This window comes from Pannonibacter sp. CBAS1226 (assembly GCF_055685825.1).
The window spans coordinates 31,618-49,619 of sequence record NZ_JBVOUO010000005.1 but is presented as its reverse complement, the minus strand read 5'-3'; the positions used below and the strand labels follow the sequence as shown (position 1 = coordinate 49,619).

16 protein-coding genes are annotated in these 18,002 nt (G+C 64.0%); 5 read left to right on the top strand and 11 right to left on the bottom strand.

The window, feature by feature from the left end:
- The first annotated feature begins 65 nt into the window (after window positions 1-65).
- Window positions 66-527: a hypothetical protein gene (locus tag AC0CMF_RS14945; RefSeq protein WP_374631440.1), complete on the top strand. Its 462-nt coding sequence runs from the start codon at window positions 66-68 to the stop codon at window positions 525-527.
- A gap of 419 nt (window positions 528-946) precedes the next feature.
- On the opposite strand, the gene ftsY is transcribed toward AC0CMF_RS14945, so the two are convergent.
- From ftsY to AC0CMF_RS14925, 4 genes are all read right to left on the bottom strand, one after another.
- On the bottom strand, window positions 947-2,182 hold the full coding sequence (gene ftsY, locus AC0CMF_RS14940; protein ID WP_374630742.1) for a signal recognition particle-docking protein FtsY: 1,236 nt from the start codon (window positions 2,180-2,182) through the stop codon (window positions 947-949).
- A 33-nt stretch (window positions 2,183-2,215) separates the two neighbouring features.
- Window positions 2,216-3,484 carry a tRNA (N(6)-L-threonylcarbamoyladenosine(37)-C(2))-methylthiotransferase MtaB gene (mtaB, locus tag AC0CMF_RS14935; RefSeq protein WP_374630740.1) on the bottom strand — a complete coding sequence of 423 codons (1,269 nt, stop codon included), beginning with the start codon at window positions 3,482-3,484 and terminating at the stop codon, window positions 2,216-2,218.
- Entirely contained in the window at window positions 3,481-4,401 is a 921-nt protein-coding gene (dapF, locus tag AC0CMF_RS14930; RefSeq protein ID WP_374630738.1) for a diaminopimelate epimerase, read from the bottom strand. The genes mtaB and dapF overlap by 4 nt, the downstream gene beginning before the upstream one ends.
- A gap of 146 nt (window positions 4,402-4,547) precedes the next feature.
- Window positions 4,548-5,090, bottom strand: coding sequence for a L,D-transpeptidase family protein (locus tag AC0CMF_RS14925; protein WP_374630736.1), 543 nt, complete (start codon window positions 5,088-5,090; stop codon window positions 4,548-4,550).
- A 192-nt stretch (window positions 5,091-5,282) separates the two neighbouring features.
- On the opposite strand from AC0CMF_RS14925, the gene AC0CMF_RS14920 reads away from it, so the two are divergent.
- Both AC0CMF_RS14920 and AC0CMF_RS14915 read left to right on the top strand, forming a co-directional pair.
- Window positions 5,283-5,966: a response regulator transcription factor gene (locus AC0CMF_RS14920; RefSeq protein WP_050474100.1), complete on the top strand. Its 684-nt coding sequence runs from the start codon at window positions 5,283-5,285 to the stop codon at window positions 5,964-5,966.
- A gap of 67 nt (window positions 5,967-6,033) precedes the next feature.
- Window positions 6,034-6,492: a Crp/Fnr family transcriptional regulator gene (locus tag AC0CMF_RS14915; RefSeq protein ID WP_208991452.1), complete on the top strand. Its 459-nt coding sequence runs from the start codon at window positions 6,034-6,036 to the stop codon at window positions 6,490-6,492.
- Between the two features lie 4 nt (window positions 6,493-6,496).
- Here the strand turns inward: AC0CMF_RS14915 and AC0CMF_RS14910 are convergent, their stop codons facing one another.
- From AC0CMF_RS14910 to AC0CMF_RS14880, 7 genes are all read right to left on the bottom strand, one after another.
- Window positions 6,497-7,387, bottom strand: coding sequence for a protein-methionine-sulfoxide reductase heme-binding subunit MsrQ (locus AC0CMF_RS14910; protein WP_374630734.1), 891 nt, complete (start codon window positions 7,385-7,387; stop codon window positions 6,497-6,499).
- Window positions 7,388-7,500: 113 nt separating this feature from the next.
- Window positions 7,501-7,830 carry a hypothetical protein gene (locus AC0CMF_RS14905; RefSeq protein WP_160318762.1) on the bottom strand — a complete coding sequence of 110 codons (330 nt, stop codon included), beginning with the start codon at window positions 7,828-7,830 and terminating at the stop codon, window positions 7,501-7,503.
- A gap of 193 nt (window positions 7,831-8,023) precedes the next feature.
- A complete protein-coding gene (locus AC0CMF_RS14900; protein WP_050474104.1) occupies window positions 8,024-8,290 on the bottom strand; it encodes a hypothetical protein in 267 nt (88 codons plus the stop codon).
- A 146-nt stretch (window positions 8,291-8,436) separates the two neighbouring features.
- Window positions 8,437-9,732, bottom strand: a complete 1,296-nt coding sequence (locus AC0CMF_RS14895) for a hemolysin family protein (RefSeq protein ID WP_050474105.1) — start codon at window positions 9,730-9,732, stop codon at window positions 8,437-8,439.
- A 150-nt stretch (window positions 9,733-9,882) separates the two neighbouring features.
- Window positions 9,883-10,488, bottom strand: a complete 606-nt coding sequence (leuD, locus tag AC0CMF_RS14890; protein ID WP_123195458.1) for a 3-isopropylmalate dehydratase small subunit — start codon at window positions 10,486-10,488, stop codon at window positions 9,883-9,885.
- Between the two features lie 55 nt (window positions 10,489-10,543).
- The gene (argC, locus tag AC0CMF_RS14885) at window positions 10,544-11,494 is read right to left on the bottom strand and encodes an N-acetyl-gamma-glutamyl-phosphate reductase (RefSeq protein ID WP_374630730.1); all 951 of its coding nucleotides are present in this window, start codon (window positions 11,492-11,494) and stop codon (window positions 10,544-10,546) included.
- A 103-nt stretch (window positions 11,495-11,597) separates the two neighbouring features.
- On the bottom strand, window positions 11,598-12,167 hold the full coding sequence (locus AC0CMF_RS14880) for a peroxidase-related enzyme (RefSeq protein ID WP_374630728.1): 570 nt from the start codon (window positions 12,165-12,167) through the stop codon (window positions 11,598-11,600).
- Between the two features lie 86 nt (window positions 12,168-12,253).
- Between AC0CMF_RS14880 and AC0CMF_RS14875 the strand changes: the two genes are divergently transcribed.
- Both AC0CMF_RS14875 and gluQRS read left to right on the top strand, forming a co-directional pair.
- A complete protein-coding gene (locus AC0CMF_RS14875) occupies window positions 12,254-17,071 on the top strand; it encodes an NAD-glutamate dehydrogenase (RefSeq protein WP_058898478.1) in 4,818 nt (1,605 codons plus the stop codon).
- A 73-nt stretch (window positions 17,072-17,144) separates the two neighbouring features.
- On the top strand, window positions 17,145-18,002 hold the full coding sequence (gene gluQRS / locus AC0CMF_RS14870) for a tRNA glutamyl-Q(34) synthetase GluQRS (RefSeq protein ID WP_374630726.1): 858 nt from the start codon (window positions 17,145-17,147) through the stop codon (window positions 18,000-18,002).

Genomic DNA, 18,002 nt, shown 5'->3' with positions numbered 1-18,002 from the left:
GCAGAGACGGAGGGCCAGAAGGCCCGGCAGGCCGCCACAGGCAGCAGAAAGGCCAGGAGGGCCCCATGTCATCAGGATTGGAACGGGTGTTACCGCCATCCGGTATCGTTCATGCCACCGAGCATAGCGATCAGCGCCGCCGCGAGCGGGAACACGAGCAGCACAACGAACAGCAGCACAACGACCAGCAGTCTGGCGAGCAGCAGTCTGGCGAGGGCTTTGAAGAGGCTCTGACGGGCGAAAGCAATCTGCTGGCTGACGCCGGTGCCGGACCGCAGGCCGAGGAACCGGCCGTTCTGGTCGAGACAAATCAGGAAGTCAGCCATACGCTGGATGGCATTGCCGCCTACAGGGCCGCTGCCGAACGGGCCCTGCGCCAGCCGGCCGGGCCGCACAGCGCCCTTCCGGCCAGCCGCTCCCTGCCGCAGCGCGCCACCCGCGACCATCAGCCCCCCGCCGTCGTCCGCCACGCCTACGAGGACCACGGCGGCCAGATCGAGCATCACGCCGTCAACGTAGCGACGTGAGGGGTGGGAGGCTCAGGGGCTTTCCGCCTTGAGGAGCTGGCTTCAAACATTATGCCTGAAGCCGTTCGCAGCATGGCAGCTGGTGGCGGTTTTGCTCCTTTGGCAAGGCGTTTCAGCTCCCCTCCCCCTGGTGGGGAGGGGTTAGGGGTGGGGGGAGGGCCTTTCCGGCTGGCAGAGTATCCATTGATTACAGATAGTTTCTCCTCGCCAGCCTCTTCAGGAAAAGTTCTGCTTTTCAAACCCTTGCAGGCTCAGAGCCCCCCACCCCTTACCCCTCCCCACGAGGGGGAGGGGGGCGGCGAGGCCCTGCCACAAATCAGATGCATCATTGCGGGCAGTGTCCGAACCTGATGTGTGAAACCGGTAGCCACAAGGGAGAGGGGTGGAGAAGCCGTGCCGAAGCGGTCAAACTTCGGTCCTTACCGCGCCAGTCCGGCGATTGCCTCGGCAAAGTCTTCGGCGGAGAAGGGCTCCAGATCGTCGATGCCTTCGCCGACGCCGATGAAATGCACCGGCAGTTGGTGCCTTGCGGCGATGGCGACAAGGATGCCGCCGCGGGCGGTGCCGTCCAGCTTGGTCATGACGAGGCCGGTGACGCCCGCCACCTTGCCGAAGATCTCCACCTGGTTCATGGCGTTCTGGCCCGTGGTGGCGTCCAGCGTCAGGATCACGTCATGCGGGGCGTCGGGGGTCTGCTTGCGGATGACGCGGACCACCTTTTCCAGTTCGGCCATCAGCTCGGCCTTGTTCTGCAGCCGGCCGGCCGTGTCGATCAGGAGCACGTCCACGCCCTTGTCCTTCGCTGCCTGCAGGGCATCAAAGGCAAGTCCGGCGGCATCCGCGCCCGCTTCCCGGGCCACTACTTCGGCACCGGTGCGCTGGCCCCAGATCTTCAGCTGTTCGACAGCGGCGGCGCGGAACGTGTCGCCCGCCGCCAGCATCACCGTCTTGCCTTCGGCGGAGAGCTTGGCTGCCAGCTTGCCGATGGTCGTGGTCTTGCCGGTGCCGTTGACGCCCACCATCAGCACCACATGCGGGCGGTGGCCCCGGTCAAGGTCCAGCGGTCGGGCGGCAGGCTCCAGCACCTTGCGCACCTCTTCGGCCAGAATCTTGCGGACTTCCTCCGGCGAGATTTCCTTGTCGAAGCGCCCTTCCGACAGGCGCTCCGTGATGGCGCCGGCCGTCTCGAGACCCAGATCCGCCTGAAGGAGAATGTCCTCCAGATCCTCCAGCATCCCCGCATCCAGCTTGCGCTTGGTGAAGATCGCCGAAATGCCTTCGGTCAGCGCCGAAGACGAGCGGGCAAGGCCCTTGCGCAGACGCTGGAACCAGGACAGCTTTTCCTGCGGCTCAGTCATGGCAACCGGCGCAGGAACGGCGGCGGGAGCGGAGGGCGCTGCCTCTTCCGCCGGCTCATCCTCAAGCTCATCCACCAGTTCGGGTTCTGCTTCGATGGCCGTTTCCGGCTGTTCTTCAGGGCTAGCCGCCTCAACGGTCACTTCGGCAGGAGATTCAAGCTCAGCCTCAGGGGCTGGTGCGGCGGTATCCTCGCCTGCCAGGATTTCCGTTTCCGGCTTCAGCTCTCCGGCAGCCGTGCCGGCGCTGTCCTTGCCGCCGAACAAACGGCCCAGAAAGCCGCGCTTCTTGTCGCTCATGAACCTGTCCTGCCGCTGAAGTCTGTCCCGCCCTCAGGCGGCCTGTGAAAGAAGCGCGCCGAGAAGATGGCGCCCGGTGTGGCCGGTGATGCGGGTTTCGATGATCTGCCCGGCCTCGCCGCCATCCACCTCGACCTGTGTGAACTGCTCGGTCCGCCCCAGCCCCTCGCGCTCCAGCAGAATGGGGCGCAGCAGGCCGACTTCGGCACTGAGGTGAGCCGCCAGCGCCGCCTCGCCCTTGAGGCGCAGCCGGGCGGCGCGCTCCTTGATGAGGCCCTTGGCCAGCTGCGGCATGCGCGCGGCCGGGGTGCCCGGACGGGGCGAGAAGGGGAAGACATGCAGATGCGTCAGCCCGCATTCATCGACAATCGCCAGCGTGTTGGCGAACATCTCTTCCGTCTCGGTCGGGAAGCCGGCGATGATATCGGCGCCGAAGACCACATCCGGGCGCAGGCGCCGCACCTCATCGCAGAAGCGGATGGTGTCGGCCCTCAGGTGCCGCCGCTTCATGCGCTTCAGGATCATGTCGTCGCCTGCCTGCAGCGACAGGTGGAAATGCGGCATCAGCCGCTCGTCTTCGGCAATGACGCGCATCAGCTCGTCATCGGCCTCGATGGAATCGATGGATGACAGCCGCAGCCGCTTCAGCTCCGGCACCAGTTTCAGGATCTTGGCCACCAGCGAGCCAAGGCGCGGCGTGCCGGGAAGATCCGAACCATAGGAGGTGATGTCCACCCCGGTGATGACGATTTCGCGGTAGCCGTTTTCCACGAGGCGGCGCACCTGATCAACGACGACGCCCATGGGCACGGAGCGCGAATTGCCCCGGCCATAGGGGATGATGCAGAAGGTGCAGCGGTGGTCGCAGCCGTTCTGCACCTGCACGAAGGCGCGGGCACGGCCTTCCAGCCCGTCGATCAGGTGACCGGCGGTTTCGCGCACGCTCATGATGTCGTTGACGCGCACCTTCTCGCTGGCATCAAGGCCAAACTGGGCGATGCGGCCATAAGAGGCGCGCTCCAGCTTTTCCGAGTTGCCCAGAACCAGATCCACTTCCTCCATTTCGGAGAACTTGGCCGTTTCGGTCTGGGCGGCGCAGCCGGTGACGATGATCTTGGCTTCCGGATTGTCGCGGCGGGCCTTGCGCACGGCCTGACGCGCCTGACGCACCGCTTCGGAGGTGACCGCGCAGGTGTTGATCAGGATGGCATCCTTGAGGCCCGCAGCTTCCGCCTCGCGCTTCATCACTTCCGATTCATAGGAATTCAGCCGGCAGCCGAAGGTGACGACATCAATGCTCACAGTGCGGTCTCCATGGCGGGGGCAGCGGCATCCAGCTCTGCATCCCCCGGTCCGGTGCGGGTAAAGGTCATGGCCTCGAAGTCCACTTCACCCTCGTATTCAACTTCCGTCATGCCGGTCATCAGCACGTGATTGTCGCTCTCGCGCCAGCTGATCGTCAGCGGCCCGCCGGGCAGATGCACGGTGGAGGTGCGGTCGGCGCGGTTGTCACGGGCAGCGGCCACGGCGACGGCACAGGCACCGGTGCCGCAGGCGCGGGTGAGGCCTGCGCCACGCTCCCACACCCGCACCCGGATCTCCTTGCGGGATATCACCTGCGCCAACGAAATATTGGCCCCTTCCGGGAACAGCGGGTGATGTTCCAGCAGTGGTCCGATACGGCCAAGATCGTAGGCGTCCACATCAGAGACCCAGAAGACCGCATGCGGATTGCCCATGCTGACCACGGCGGGCGTGTGCAGGATGGGATCATCAATCGGGCCGATCTGCAGTTCCACCGCGCGGGTGTCGGCAAATTCCTCGGCGAGCGGGATTTCGGTCCAGTTGAAGCGCGGCTCGCCCATGTCGACGGTGACGGAGCGCGGGCCGTCTTCCACCTTGCGGGCAAGCAGCAACCCGGCGCGGGTCTCGATGCTCACCGCATCAACGCCCTTTTCCTCCATCAGCAGGCGGCCGATGCAGCGGGTGGCATTGCCGCAGGCAGAGACTTCCGATCCGTCGCAATTGTGAATGCGCATGAAGGCATCTGCGCCCGAGGGTGAGCGCTCGACGGTGATCATCTGGTCAAAGCCGATGCCGGACGTACGGTCTCCCAGCGCGGCAATCACCTCCGGGCTCAGCCGCAGCGGTGCCTCGCGGGCATCCCAGACAACGAAATCGTTGCCAAGGCCATTCATCTTCAAAAACGGTCTGCGCATCGGCGCTGTGCCTGTCAGGTTCTGCAAGCCGTGCTGCAGAAGGTTTGTGCCGGGAGGTCCGGGGTCAGCGGACCCCGTTTTCCCTTATATGGCGGAAATGGCGGCGGATTGCCAGAGTTTCGACCTGTAGCTTCGGCCAACAGGGCTTAACGGCGGATCTCCATCACCGCGCCGGGGCGCAGGGCCTTCAGCAGGCGGCGCATGTGAGGTTCTGCCACCGCCACGCAGCCTTCGGTCGGCGTGTAGCCGGGCCGGGCAAGGTGAAAGAAGATGGCGCTGCCCTTGCCCTTGACGGCGGGCGTCAGGTTGTAATCCAGCACCACGACGATGTCATAGACCCCGTCCTGCCGCCACATCTTCTCGTGGCTGGCGGCAAAGGGCAGACGGACGGGGGCGTTGTAGCGCGGGTGGCGCGGGTCATCGCACCAGCCATCGTCCGGGCTCAGTGCCGTGACGGGCAGGGCCGTTTCCGGCCGCCGTCCCCGGTCGGGCCGGTAGAACACGCCCAGCACGGCAAAGCGGCCAACGGGCGTTGCGCCGTCGCCTTCGCGCTTGCGCAGCGTCAGGCCCCCTTTGCCGAGAGCACAGGGCACGGTCAGGCTTCCCAGCGTCAGCGTGCCGCGTGAAGGATGGCCCGGCAGGGGACGCACGGTGAGGCGCTTGTCCGCGGAGGAGGCAGGAGAGGTCATGGTCAGTCCCAATTGCATAACGTACCGTTGATCCAGTGCCATCAACCGGATGTAAAGTGGATGTGAAGCAGAATTGACGGCAGAGACTAAAAATCACGATGATTTTTTCCCACCTATCCGTCATTGCATGAAAAGCACATAAGGGCCGCAACCGATCCGGCCAAAAATGCTGCAAGGGAACGAGGACTGCAAATGAACGCACGCACCATTCTCATCGTGGATGACGACAATGACCTGCGCGAGGCGCTGGTCGAGCAGTTCTCACTCTATGACGAATTCACCACGCAGCAGGCCTCCACCGCCTCGGATGGCATTGCCGCAGCCAAGGCCGGGCAGGTTGATCTGCTGCTGATGGATGTGGGCCTGCCGGATCTCGACGGGCGCGAGGGGGTGAAGCTTCTGCGCAAGGCCGGGTTCAAGGCGCCTGTGATCATGCTCACCGGGCATGACACGGACAGCGACACGATCCTGGGCCTTGAGGCCGGGGCCAACGATTATGTGCCCAAGCCCTTCAAGTTCGCCGTGCTGCTCGCCCGGGTGCGCGCCCATCTGCGCCAGCATGAGCAGAGCGAGGACGCGACCTTCACCATCGGCCGCTATTCCTTCCGCCCCGCCGCCAAGCTGATGGTGGATGACCGCGGCAGCAAGGTGCGGCTGACGGAAAAGGAAACCTCGATCCTGAAATTCCTCTACCGGGCGGGCGAGCGGGCGGTAACCCGCGACGTGCTGCTGCATGAGGTCTGGGGCTACAATTCCGGCGTCACCACCCACACGCTGGAGACCCACATCTACCGTCTGCGGCAGAAAATCGAGCGTGACCCCTCCAATGCCGAGCTTCTGGTGACGGAAGCCGGTGGATATAAGCTTGTGCCGTGAGCCATTTGCGGCATAACACTGAGGCATGAGCCTCGTTCAGGACATCGCGATTCTTCGGCAGATTCCCATGTTGTCGGATTTCTCCGACGACCAGTTGCGCCTGCTTGCCTTCAGCGCCGAGGGCATGGACCTGATTTCCGGGTCCTTCGTCTTCGACGAGGGCGAGCGGGCCGACAGCGGCATCGTCATTGCCAAGGGCAACGTCAGCCTGCAGCGCAAGAGCACCCACGGCTTCATGGAAGTGGAAATGGCGGGTCCCGGCGTGCTGCTGGGCGAAACCGCCATGCTGGTGGAAACCCGCCGCCCGGCCCGTGCGGTCTGCATCGGCCCGGTGCGCGTCATCCGCATCCGCCGTGCCCTGTTCAAGCGCATGGTGCAGGAGTTCCCGGAACTTGCCCGCCGCCTCTTCGACAGCTATGCCGCGCGCTATCAGACCACGGTCGCAGGGCTTGTGCCCATCGGCGAGAAAATGGCTGAACTGAACACCATCATGGATGAGCTGAAGGCCCGCGTGAAAGGCGAATAGGCTTTCAGTTCCGCCGCCGCACCGGTTGCGGCAGCAGCCTTGTGCTGATCAGCGGCAGCAGCGCGGTCAACAGGCCGGCCAGCACCACCCACCAGGACGGCCGGATCTGCGCGGGCATGGTGAAGAGCTGCCAGTTGAAATTGGCGAGGAACACCCGCTCCGCCGGAACGCCCGTGGCAAGGTGATACCAGAGATATTCGATGCCCGCCGTCCCAAGGCCAGCCAGCAGGGCCAGCCCGGCCAGCAGCAGCGGTGAGGCGAGCGGCAATTTCAGGCGTGCGGCCCCCCGGTAGATCATCACCAGCAGGAACAGCCCCGCCAGCAGAGTGGCCTGGCTCACATCTGATTTGGATTGCAGGAAATAATGAAAGGCGGCCAGCGCAGCGGCCGGATAGACCAGCTTGTGCAGCCGGTGCCAGCGCGGCCCCATGCGGCGGATGGCGCTGTCCGTTGAGGTCACTCCAAGCGCCACAAGTGCTGCCAGCGCGGCAAAGCCGATGGTGAGATAGAAGCGCAGCACGATCTCGGACGTGACGCGCCACAGGTCGAGATTTTCACGGATCACATAGAGCGTCAGGTGGGCGAGCCCGTAAGCCAGAGCCGTCAGGCCCAGCATGCGGCGGATGCCTGCCAGCTTGCCCCAGCCGGTGATGCGCCGCAGCGGCGAGACAGCCAGCGTTGCCACGAGAAAGCGCATGGCCCAGTCACCGCTGACAAAGACGAGCTGGCGCGCCGGTTCCGGCTGCACCAGCCCCATGGCCGCACGGGTGAGATACCAGAGCGCCGGAGCGATGGCGATCAGGAAGACCGCAAGCTTCAGACCCGACAGCCGCCCCTGCCGGTCCGTCCAGGGCAGAAACGCCGCCACCGGGCGGAGGCCTGATATCACGCTCATGATTGCTGATCGCTCCACAAAGTCCCGACGCAGACTTGTACCTTTTTACGCAACACCTGCGCCTCAGGATTTTTCAAGCTTGCGTGAAAGGTGGCAGCTTGACGGATCTGGTGTCAGACTTGCCGGATCCGTCCTTCCTTGACCCTGCTCCGGGCTTCGTTGGCGCCTTTGCTGGCAATCAGGACCCATGTCGCGAAGGCAATCTTGTCGATGGCCCTGACGCCTTTCAGCGCTGCGATGCTGTCTTCAGCCAATGTGATGAAGCCAAGTGCCTCGATTTTGTCGAGCCGGATCATCGGATCATAGTCGGCGCTGTGCCTTGCGGCCTGCAGCTGCTTGAAGGCATCAGAGAAGTTTCGGATCTCTTGGGGGAACGTGACATTCGAGGCGCCATTGCATGCGTTTTTGGCAGTGCCGTGGTCCAGTCCCCGGTAAACTTCCACCCATGCCCTGTTGGGACGCCGGGCCTTTGTCGCGCCAACGAGTGCATCGGCACATGTGCGTGCCAGTTCGTGGAAAACCGCATAGTAGGCTGCACTGACTGCCCGGCGCAGGTCTGCCTGCCGTGGTTTGCGCCGGCTGCTGGCGGGGCAAAGTGCTTTTGCCGAAGCTATCAGCCCCTTCGCCAGCGTAATGTCAGGCATGCGCCTCTACCGGGCGGATAATTGGGAAAACATTCCGCATGTCTTCGCCGAGTGCGTGACGCACGAGCCCCGTAAGGCCGAAAAAACGGCCTGCAAAATCCTTGCCGGTCGTGTCGGGTGACATCATGACCCGGATCAACAGAAGCTCTTCGCCGAGATCATCTTCCAAAGCCTCGAACTTGATATCTTCAACTTTTCCCGCGAAGCGATTGCGGATGATTTCATCAACGGCAACCCGTACTTCGTCCTTCAGCTGCATGTCCTTACACCCGTTCCTTGCGCCAGATAGCTCTGAGTGAACACAGGCAAACAAGCTTTCATCTGGTCATTCTAACATTTGGCCGCAAAAGCATGCAACAGTCTCTTATTTCTACCTTTGGTTGCCTCTGGTGCGTGAAAGGCGCCTCACGCCTCCAGCTTGCGAACCAGCAGCTTGTCGACGCGGCGGCCGTCAAGGTCGAGGACTTCGAAGTGCCAGCCCTTGGCGGTGAAGCTTTCGCCGAGGCTGGGCAGATACTTGAGCGTGTCGAGAACGAAGCCTGCGACGGTTTCGTAATCCGGGTCCGGATCGAGCGGAAAACCCATTTCGGCAGCAAATTCGTCCACCGGCATCCAGCCGGCGACCAGCCAGGACCCATCCTCGCGCTGAAACAGCGCAGGCTCTTCCTCTTCGCCCTGCTCGAAGACGCCGGTCACGGCCTCCAGCACGTCGCCGGGGGTGATGATGCCTTCGAAATGGCCGTATTCGTCATAGACCAGAACCATGTGGGCCGGGGCCTTGCGCAAGGTCTGGATGACGGCCAGCGCGCCTGCCCGGTCGGATACGGCCGGAGCATTGCGCATCAGCGGTTCAATGGCTGCATCTGGCGCATCCAGATAGGCACCCAGCACATCCTTGACGGCGACAACGCCCAGAATCTCGTCGGAACTCCCCTGCCGGACGGGCAGGCGCGAGCGGGCGGTTGCGCGCAGCCTGGCGCGAATGTCCTCCGGGCTGTCCGCAAGGTCCAGCACCTCCACGTCGCGGCGCGGTGTCATCAGGCCGCGCGCGGTCCGGTCGGCAAGGCGCATGACGCCGGAGATCATCTCGGACTCTTCGTCCTCGATGACGCCCGCACTGTGTGCCTCGGCCAGAACCGTGCGGATTTCCTCATCCGTTACCGTTTCCCCCGCGCTGTCCTGCTGGCCCAGCAGCCGCAGCACGCCACGGCCCGACCGGTCGAGCAGCCAGACGAGCGGCGCCGAGATCTTGGACAGCATCAGCATGGACGGTGCCACACGGGCGGCAACGCTTTCGGGTGCGCGCAGGGCGATCCGTTTGGGTACCAGTTCGCCCACGATCAGCGACATGTAGGTGATGGCGACGACGACCGATCCGACACCCAGTGCATCGGCCGCAGCGGGCGGCAGGCCCTGCGTCAGCAGCCAGCCGGAGAGGCGCGCGCCCAGCGTTGCGCCGGAGAAGGCGCCCGACAGAACGCCCACCAGCGTGATGCCTATCTGCACGGTGGAGAGAAAGCGCCCCGGATCTTCCGACAGGCGCAACGCCACAGCTGCCCCCCGGCTGCCCTGATCGGCCAGCAGCTTCAGCCGCACGGGCCGTGACGAGACAACGGCAAGTTCCGACATGGCCAGAACGCCATTGAGCAGGGTGAGGCAGACGACGATGGCAATTTCGAAATACACGGGGGCCCGGTCCATACATAACAGAAAAGGGCGCTCGTATCTTACGGGCACCCGGCCACCATTATATGGGTGGAACCGTGGCGGGCGGAAGTGGAGCCTTTGCCAAATGAAGAAAGGCCGCCCTTGCGGACGGCCTTCCGGATCATCTTGCCATGCTGCGGGCGATTATGCCCAGGGGCGGCTTTCAGACGTGGCGCCTTCGAAACGGTCGATCGACGGAGCCTTTTCCATGGTCAGGCCGATGTCGTCGAGGCCGTTCATCAGGCAGTGCTTGCGGAAGGGGTCGATCTCGAAGGAGATGACGCCGCCATCCGGGCCGCGGATTTCCTGGGCCTCCAGATCCACCGTCAGGGTGGAGTTGGCGCCGCGCGAGGCGTCGTCCAGCAGCTTGTCCAGCTCTTCGCGGGTGACGACGACCGGCAGGATGCCGTTCTTGAAGCAGTTGTTGTAGAAGATGTCGGCAAAGCTCGTGGAGATCACGCAGCGGATGCCGAAATCGAGCAGCGCCCAGGGGGCATGCTCACGCGAAGAGCCGCAGCCGAAGTTGTCGCCCGCAACAAGGATCGTCGCACCCTTGTAGGACGGCTTGTTCAGCACGAATTCGGCGTTGTCCGAGCCATCCTCGTTGTAGCGCAGTTCCGAGAACAGCGCGGTGCCGAGGCCGGTGCGCTTGATCGTCTTCAGATACTGCTTCGGGATGATCATGTCGGTGTCGATGTTGATGATCGGCAGGGGCGCCGCAACACCGGTGAGGGAGGTGAACTTCTGCAAGGCGGTCTCTCCAAAGGCTCTCTGAATATGTTGTTGTTCTTGTGCCCTGCCGCGCTCAGGCGGCAAGGCTTTCTGCCGGGTCTGCGCCCAGCATGATGTTGAGGTTCTGGACGGCAGCGCCCGAGGCGCCCTTGCCCAGATTGTCATAGACGGCGATGACCACGGCCTGCGCGCGTGCGTCATTGGCAAAGACATAGACGCGCATCATGTTGGTGCCGTTGAGGGCCTGCGGGTTCAGCTCCGACGCCCTGTCGAGCGGCGACAGCGGCGCGACCTCGACAAAACCCTTCACCTGACCGGCAAAGTGATCGGCAATGGCGGCATGCAGCTCAGCGCCCGTGGGCACCTTCGGCAGGCGCGCCAGATTGAGCGGCACGCTGGTGATCATGCCCTTGTAGTAGTTGCCGACCGCCGGAACGAACAGCGGTGCGTCAGTCAGACCCGAATAGGTCTTCATCTCCGGCAGGTGCTTGTGGCCAAGCGCCAGCCCATAGGGCAGGAACGCGTTGGCCGCATCGCCCTGGGCCTCATAGTCGGCAATCATCGACTTGCCGCCACCGGAATAGCCGGAGATGCCGTTGACCGTGACGGGGAAATCCGCCGGAACGAGCCCTGCGGCCACCAGCGGGCGCAGCGCGGCAATGACGCCCTGCGGCCAGCAGCCGGGATTGGAGACAAAGCGGGCGGCGGCAATCGCCGCGCTCTGGCCCTTGTCCATCTCGGCAAAGCCGTAGGTCCAGCCATCCGCCACGCGATAGGCGGTGGAGGCGTCGATGACGCGGGTGGTGCCGTTGGTGATCAGCGACACGCTTTCCTTCGCCGCATCGTCGGGCAGGCAGAGAATGGCCACATCGGCGCTGTTCAGCATGTCTGCGCGGGCCGACATGTCCTTGCGCTGTTCCGGGGCGATGGACAGCAGCTCGATGTCGCGGCGTACAGCGAGACGCTCGCGGATCTGCAGACCCGTCGTGCCGGCTTCGCCATCAATGAAAATCCGCGCCACCATTGCGCCCGCTCCCTCATTTGCAAGGACAGAAGAATGGAGCGGGTTTTACACACATTCCGCCAGCCTGTCACGGGCAAGCGGGGCCTGGCCGCTGTCGGCGTTCTCAACGGGCCATTGAGTGATACTCATCATTCGGCCGCATCTCGGTGGCTGCCGCCATGCGGTTCGACATGTTGTAGAAGGCCGCAAGGGCGGCAATGTCCCAGATGTCCCGGTCGGTAAAGCCCGCATCTCTCAGCACCTGCCGGTCGGCTTCCACCACTTCGGCGGGGCGTTCGGTCAGATGCACGGCGAAGTCCAGCATGGCCCGCTGCTTTGCCGTCAGATCCGCAACCCGGTAATTCATCACCAGCATGTCGCCGAGCACCGGATCGCCGGACAGCTGGCGCACGGCGGCGCCATGGGCGGCGAGGCAATAAAAGCAGCGGTTCACGCTCGACACGGCCACGGCGATCATTTCCCGCTCCAGCTTGGAGAGGCTTGAGGGGCCCAGCATCAGATCGTTATACATGTCGGTGAAGGCGCGCAATTTTGTGTCGTTGAAGGCGTAGGCGCGCAGCACATTTGGAATAAATCCTATTTTTTCCTCACACTTTGCAAAGTATCCCTGCGTCGCTTCGCTCAACTCGCCTTCGACCGGCAAATTTAGCGCCATTACATCTTTGTTCGTCATTTTAGTGAATCCTCCCGAATGCCATTTTTTAAGCGGCATTGGCAGCCTAGCATGCCGCCGCTGATTCGCGGGTCAGGAGGACAGAGATGGCGCAAGCACGGGAAATCCAGAAGGCAAAGCTCATTGAAGAGGTGAGCAAAATTCTGACGTCAAAGGCGGAGACGGCAGGGGCCGGCCTCGCGGATTTTGCCGCTGAACTTTATCAGCAGGGTGCTGCAGAAGATCTTGTCGCCTACTCGGCGGACGAGCTGGCCGCTTTCGCGCGTGCCACGTTCCAGGACTTCAGGTCCCACCCGAGGGGCACCAGCCGGATCAGCGTGACGAACCCGTCCTTCAAGACCAAGGGACGCATGGCCGGTGAGGTGACGGTCATCGAACTGGTCAATGACAACATGCCTTTCCTGGTGGATTCGGTCATGGCCGAGCTGCATGACAGCAAGCTGACCGTCCATCTGGTGCTGCACCCGATCTACAACGTGGAGCGCGGCGCGCAGGGCGAGCTCGTGTCTTTCAGCGGCCACAAGGGCGGCGCCGCGCGGGAGGACCATCAGGAAAGCGTGATCCATATCCACGTCAGCCGCATCGTCAATGAGGAGGCCCGCGCCGGGCTGGAGCAGCGCCTGACACGCATCATGGATGACGTGCGCGCCGCTGTTGCCGACTGGAAGGCCATGCGCAAGCGCCTGACCAAGGCGGTGAACACCTACAAGACCGCGCAGGCCGACGGCTCCAGCAACGAGCTGTGGGAAGCGATCCAGTTCCTTGAATGGATGGCCGATGACAATTTCATCTTCCTCGGCATGCGCGAATATACCTTTGACGGCGGCGCGGGCGAGGGCGAGCTGACGCCGATCGACAGCACCGGCCTCGGGCTTCTGGCCGATCCGGACATGCGCGTCCTGCGCCGCGGCGGTGAATTCGTGCAGATCACCCCGGAGATCCGCGAGTTCCTGATGCGCCCGGACCCGCTGATCATCGCCAAGGCCAATGTGAAGAGCCGTGTGCACCGGCGCGTCTACATGGACTATGTCGGCACCAAGATGTTTGACGCCGCCGGCAAGATGACCGGAGAGCTGCGCATCGTCGGCCTGTTTGCCTCCACCGCCTATAACGAGCCGACGGGCACGATCCCCTTCCTGCGGCGCAAGGTGAGCAGCGTTCTGGCCAAGGCGGGCTTTGATTCCGACAGCCACTCGGGCCGCGCCCTCACCAACGTGATGGAAACCTTCCCGCGGGACGAGCTGTTCCAGATCGATCACGAAACGCTTTACGACTTCGCCATGGCGATCCTGCAGCTGGATGAGCGCCCGCGCATCCGCGTGCTGGCCCGGCCGGAGAAGTTCGACCGTTACGTCTCGATCCTCTGCTACGTGCCGCGTGACCGCTACACCACGGAAGTGCGCCTCAACATCGGCACCTATTTTGCCCATGTCTTCGATGGCCACCTGTCCGCCTGGTATGTGACCTATCCGGAAGGCCCGATGGCGCGGGTGCATTTCATCATCGGCCGCTCCAGCGGCAAGACGCCTTCGGTGGCGCAGGACGAGCTGGAAAAGGCCGTTGCCTCCATCATCCGCACCTGGCCGGACGGGCTGATGGATGCCTTCAAGGAACACTTCAGCCCGGAAGTGGCCGAGCGCCTGTCGGACCGCTATGCGCTCGCCTTCCACGGCGGCTACAAGGAAGTCTACAACGCGGAAAATGCGCTGGCGGACGTGCAGAAGATCGAAAGCCTGTCGGAGGGCCGCCAAGCGACGATCACCTTCTTCCGCAGCTCCGGCGCGCCGGATACGCGCCTGTCGCTGAAGGTGTTCCATCTGGAAGCTCCGATCCCGCTGTCGGCCCGCGTGCCGCTGCTGGAAAACATGGGCTTCAAGGTCATCAACGAGCGCACATACCGGATCACACCGGCCGGCATGCCCTTCTGCTACCTGCATGAAATGACGCTGGAAGCGGCCAAGGGCGGCAGCATCGAGCTTTCGGCCGATCTGAAGGGCCGTCTCGAAGCCCTGTTCATGGCCGTGTGGCTGGGGCAGGCGGAAAGCGACGGCTACAACGCGCTGGTGCTGACGGCCGGCCTCGGCTGGCGCGACATCGCCATGGTGCGCGCCCTGTCGAAATACCTGCGCCAGGTGGGCATCCGCTATTCCGAAGACTACATGTGGACCACGCTCAACAACTACCCGGCCATTGCCGCCAAGCTGGTCGAGCTGTTCCATGTGCGCTTCAATCCGGCGCTCAGCGAGGCAGACCGCACGCTCAATGCGGCGCGGATCGAAAACGAGCTGTCGTCCGAGTTCGATGCGGTTGTCAGCCTGGACGATGACCGCATCCTGCGGCGTTTCCAGAATGTCATCGACGCGATCCTGCGCACCAACTTCTTCCAGCTGGATGCGGACGGAAAGCCGAAGCCGACCTTCGCCTTCAAGATCGATTCCCGCCGCATCGACGACATGCCGCAGCCCAAGCCCTTCCGGGAGATCTCGGTCTACAGCCCCCGTGTCGAGGGCGTGCATCTGCGCTTCGGCAAGGTGGCGCGCGGCGGCCTGCGCTGGTCCGACCGGCCGCAGGATTTCCGCACCGAAGTGCTGGGCCTTGTGAAGGCGCAGCAGGTGAAGAATGCGGTGATCGTGCCGGTTGGCTCCAAGGGCGGCTTCGTGCCCAAGCGTCTGCCTGTGGGCGGTGACCGTGAGGCGGTGTTCGCCGAAGGCACGGAAGCCTACAAGATCTTCGTCAGCTCGCTGCTGGACGTGACCGACAACCTCAAGGGTGACCAGATCCTGCCGCCGCTGGAAGTGGTGCGCCATGATGAGGATGATCCCTATCTGGTGGTGGCCGCCGACAAGGGCACGGCAACCTTCTCCGACACGGCCAACGGCATTTCGACGAGCCGGGATTTCTGGCTGGGCGATGCCTTCGCCTCGGGCGGTTCGGCAGGTTATGACCACAAGAAGATGGGCATCACCGCACGCGGCGCCTGGGAAGCGGTGAAGCGCCACTTCCGCGAAATGAACCGCGACATCCAGAGCGAGCCCTTCACCGTGGCCGGTGTGGGCGACATGTCGGGCGACGTCTTCGGCAACGGCATGCTGCTGTCGAAGGAAATCCGGCTGGTGGCCGCCTTCGATCACCGCGACATCTTCATTGATCCCACGCCGGATGCGGCCTCCAGTTTTGCCGAGCGCAAGCGCCTGTTCGACATGGGCCGCTCGTCCTGGGCGGACTATGACAAGAGCCTGATTTCCGCCGGGGGCGGCGTGTTCTCGCGCCAGCTGAAGTCCATTCCGCTCAGTGAGGAAGCCCAGCAGCTGCTTGGTATTCCGAGGGCCAAGGCCACGCCGCAGGAGGTGATGACCGCCATCCTGAAGCTCAACGTTGATCTGATGTGGTTCGGCGGCATCGGCACCTATATCCGCGCCAGCACGGAAACGGATGCGGATGCGGGCGACAAGGCCAACGACGCCATCCGCGTCACCGCGCGCGAGATCCGGGCCAAGGTCATCGGCGAGGGCGCAAACCTCGGCATGACCCAGCGCGCCCGGATCGAGTTCGGCCGCCGGGGCGGGCGCTCCAACTCGGACGCCATCGACAACTCCGCCGGCGTGAATTCGTCGGACATGGAAGTGAACATCAAGATCGCGCTTGGCGCGGCCGTCCAGTCGGGCAAGCTCGACATTCCCGCCCGCAACGTGCTTCTGGCGCAGATGACCGACGAGGTGGCGGAGCTGGTGCTGCGCAACAACTACCTGCAGTCCCTCGCCATCTCCATGACGGAGCAGCGCGGGCTGGAGGACTTCGGCTATCAGGGCCGGATGATGCGCCAGCTGGAGCAGGCAGGCCATCTCGACCGGCAGGTGGAATTCCTGCCCGATGATGCGGCGCTGGCCGAGCTGGAAAAGGCCGGGCTGTTCCTCACCCGCGCCGAGCTTGGCGTGCTGCTGGCCTATGCCAAGATCACGCTCTATGACGCGCTGCTGGAAAGCGGCGTGCCGGATGACGATTATCTGGCGCGCGAACTTTTCCGCTACTTCCCGGACCAGATGGCGGACGCCTATGCCGAGGAAATCCGGGGCCACCGGCTGCGGCGGGAAATCATCGCCACGATGCTGGCCAACTCCATGGTCAACCGCTGCGGGCCGACCTTCATCACCCGCATTGCCGACCAGACGGGCGCCAGCGCCGCCGAGATTGCCTGCGGTTTCGTTGCCGTGCGCAACAGCTACGGCCTGACGGACCTCAACGAGGAAATCGACGCGCTCGACACCAGGATCGACGGCAAGGTGCAGCTCGATCTTTATGCCGAGGTGCAGAACATGTTCCTGGATCAGGTCGTCTGGTTCCGCCGCCATGTCTCCTTCAAGGACGGTATTGCGGCGGTGGTAGAGCGGTTCCGGGCCGGGATTGACGCGATGCGGCCGCATCTTGAGAAGGCCGTCACGCCCGCACAGGCAGCGCTTCTGGCCGCCGCGGTGGAAGAGAACGTGTCCAAGGGAGTGCCGGAGCCGCTGGCCCGCCGCATCACCTGGCTGCCGGTGGAAGCAACCATTCCGGATATCGTGCTCATCGCCGGTGACACGGGTGCGGAACTGGATGCGGCAGCCTCCACCTTCTTCGAGGTGGCGGCGCATTTCGGTATTGCCGAAATGGCTATCCGGGCACGAAACCTGGTGGTCGCGGATTATTACGACGGGCTGGCGCTCGACCGGGCCCTGGCGACCCTCTCCGATGCGCACCGCCAGCTGACGGCGGCAGCGCTGAGGGCCGGTGGCTTTGCCCATTGGCTGGCCGGGCATGAGGCCATCGTTGCCCGCACCACCCGCTCGGTGGGCGAGATTCTGGAAGGCACGATCAGCGTTTCCAAGTTCTCGGTCGCTGCAAGCCTGCTCGCGGAAATCGCGCGCTAAGCTAAACTTCGCCGGTTCGGGCTATCTGCCCGGACCGGCTTTTCCCGGTTCGGCATCCCTGCCATAACGCGTCATGACCGCTGTTTTCCGCTTCGCGCCTTCCCCCAACGGTTATCTGCATCTGGGGCACGCCCTGTCGGCGCTGCTCAACCGGCAGCTTGCGCAAGCGGCGGGCGGGCGGATGCTGCTGCGGATCGAGGACATCGACACCGCCCGCTGCACGCCCGCACTGGAAGCGGCGATGCTGGAGGATCTCCACTGGATCGGCTTTGCCTACGAAGAGCCGCCGCGCCGCCAGTCCGGGCATTTCGGCGAATATGCCGCAGCTCTTGCCCGGCTGCAGGGGATGGGGCTGATCTATGAGGCCTATCTGACCCGTGCGGAGATCCGGGACTTCGTTGCAGAGACGGAAGCGCAGGGAAAACCCTGGCCGCGGGATCCGGACGGGGCACCGCTCTATCCCGGCGATGCAGCCTTGCTGGATGAGGCGGAGATTGCCCGCCGCCGGGCATCCGGCGCGCCCTTTGCGCTCCGGCTCGGCATGCGCAAGGCGGTGAGCCTTCTGAGGGGGCCGCTGTTCTGGCAGGAAGAAGGGCAGGGCCGCACGGTTGCGGCTGATCCGGCTGCCTGGGGCGATGTCATCCTTGCCCGCAAGGACACGCCGACGAGCTATCACCTTTCCGTCACGCTGGATGATGCCCTGCAAGGGGTGACGCATGTGGTGCGGGGGCAGGATCTGTTCCACGCCACTGCCGTGCACCGGCTGCTGCAGGTTTTGCTCGGCCTGCCGGAGCCGCGCTATCACCATCACCGGCTGATCCTGGGGGCGGACGGGCGCAAATTGTCGAAATCGGAAGGCCATACGGCCCTGCGGGAATTGCGCGCTGCCGGGTGGACGGTGGACGACGTGCGCCGCCGGATCGGCATCTGA

Bases quoted from the DNA above. Each gene is read 5' to 3' on its own strand.
- argC (WP_374630730.1), bottom strand. From the start codon at position 11,494: ATGGTGGCGCGGATTTTCATTGATGGCGAAGCCGGCACGACGGGTCTG.
- AC0CMF_RS14910 (WP_374630734.1), bottom strand. From the start codon at position 7,387: ATGAGCGTGATATCAGGCCTCCGCCCGGTGGCGGCGTTTCTGCCCTGG.
- AC0CMF_RS14895 (WP_050474105.1), bottom strand. From the start codon at position 9,732: ATGGACCGGGCCCCCGTGTATTTCGAAATTGCCATCGTCGTCTGCCTC.
- AC0CMF_RS14915 (WP_208991452.1), top strand. From the start codon at position 6,034: ATGTTGTCGGATTTCTCCGACGACCAGTTGCGCCTGCTTGCCTTCAGC.
- AC0CMF_RS14925 (WP_374630736.1), bottom strand. From the start codon at position 5,090: ATGACCTCTCCTGCCTCCTCCGCGGACAAGCGCCTCACCGTGCGTCCC.
- AC0CMF_RS14880 (WP_374630728.1), bottom strand. From the start codon at position 12,167: ATGACGAACAAAGATGTAATGGCGCTAAATTTGCCGGTCGAAGGCGAG.
- AC0CMF_RS14920 (WP_050474100.1), top strand. From the start codon at position 5,283: ATGAACGCACGCACCATTCTCATCGTGGATGACGACAATGACCTGCGC.
- ftsY (WP_374630742.1), bottom strand. From the start codon at position 2,182: ATGAGCGACAAGAAGCGCGGCTTTCTGGGCCGTTTGTTCGGCGGCAAG.
- AC0CMF_RS14900 (WP_050474104.1), bottom strand. From the start codon at position 8,290: ATGCAGCTGAAGGACGAAGTACGGGTTGCCGTTGATGAAATCATCCGC.
- AC0CMF_RS14875 (WP_058898478.1), top strand. From the start codon at position 12,254: ATGGCGCAAGCACGGGAAATCCAGAAGGCAAAGCTCATTGAAGAGGTG.
- AC0CMF_RS14945 (WP_374631440.1), top strand. From the start codon at position 66: ATGTCATCAGGATTGGAACGGGTGTTACCGCCATCCGGTATCGTTCAT.
- gluQRS (WP_374630726.1), top strand. From the start codon at position 17,145: ATGACCGCTGTTTTCCGCTTCGCGCCTTCCCCCAACGGTTATCTGCAT.
- dapF (WP_374630738.1), bottom strand. From the start codon at position 4,401: ATGCGCAGACCGTTTTTGAAGATGAATGGCCTTGGCAACGATTTCGTT.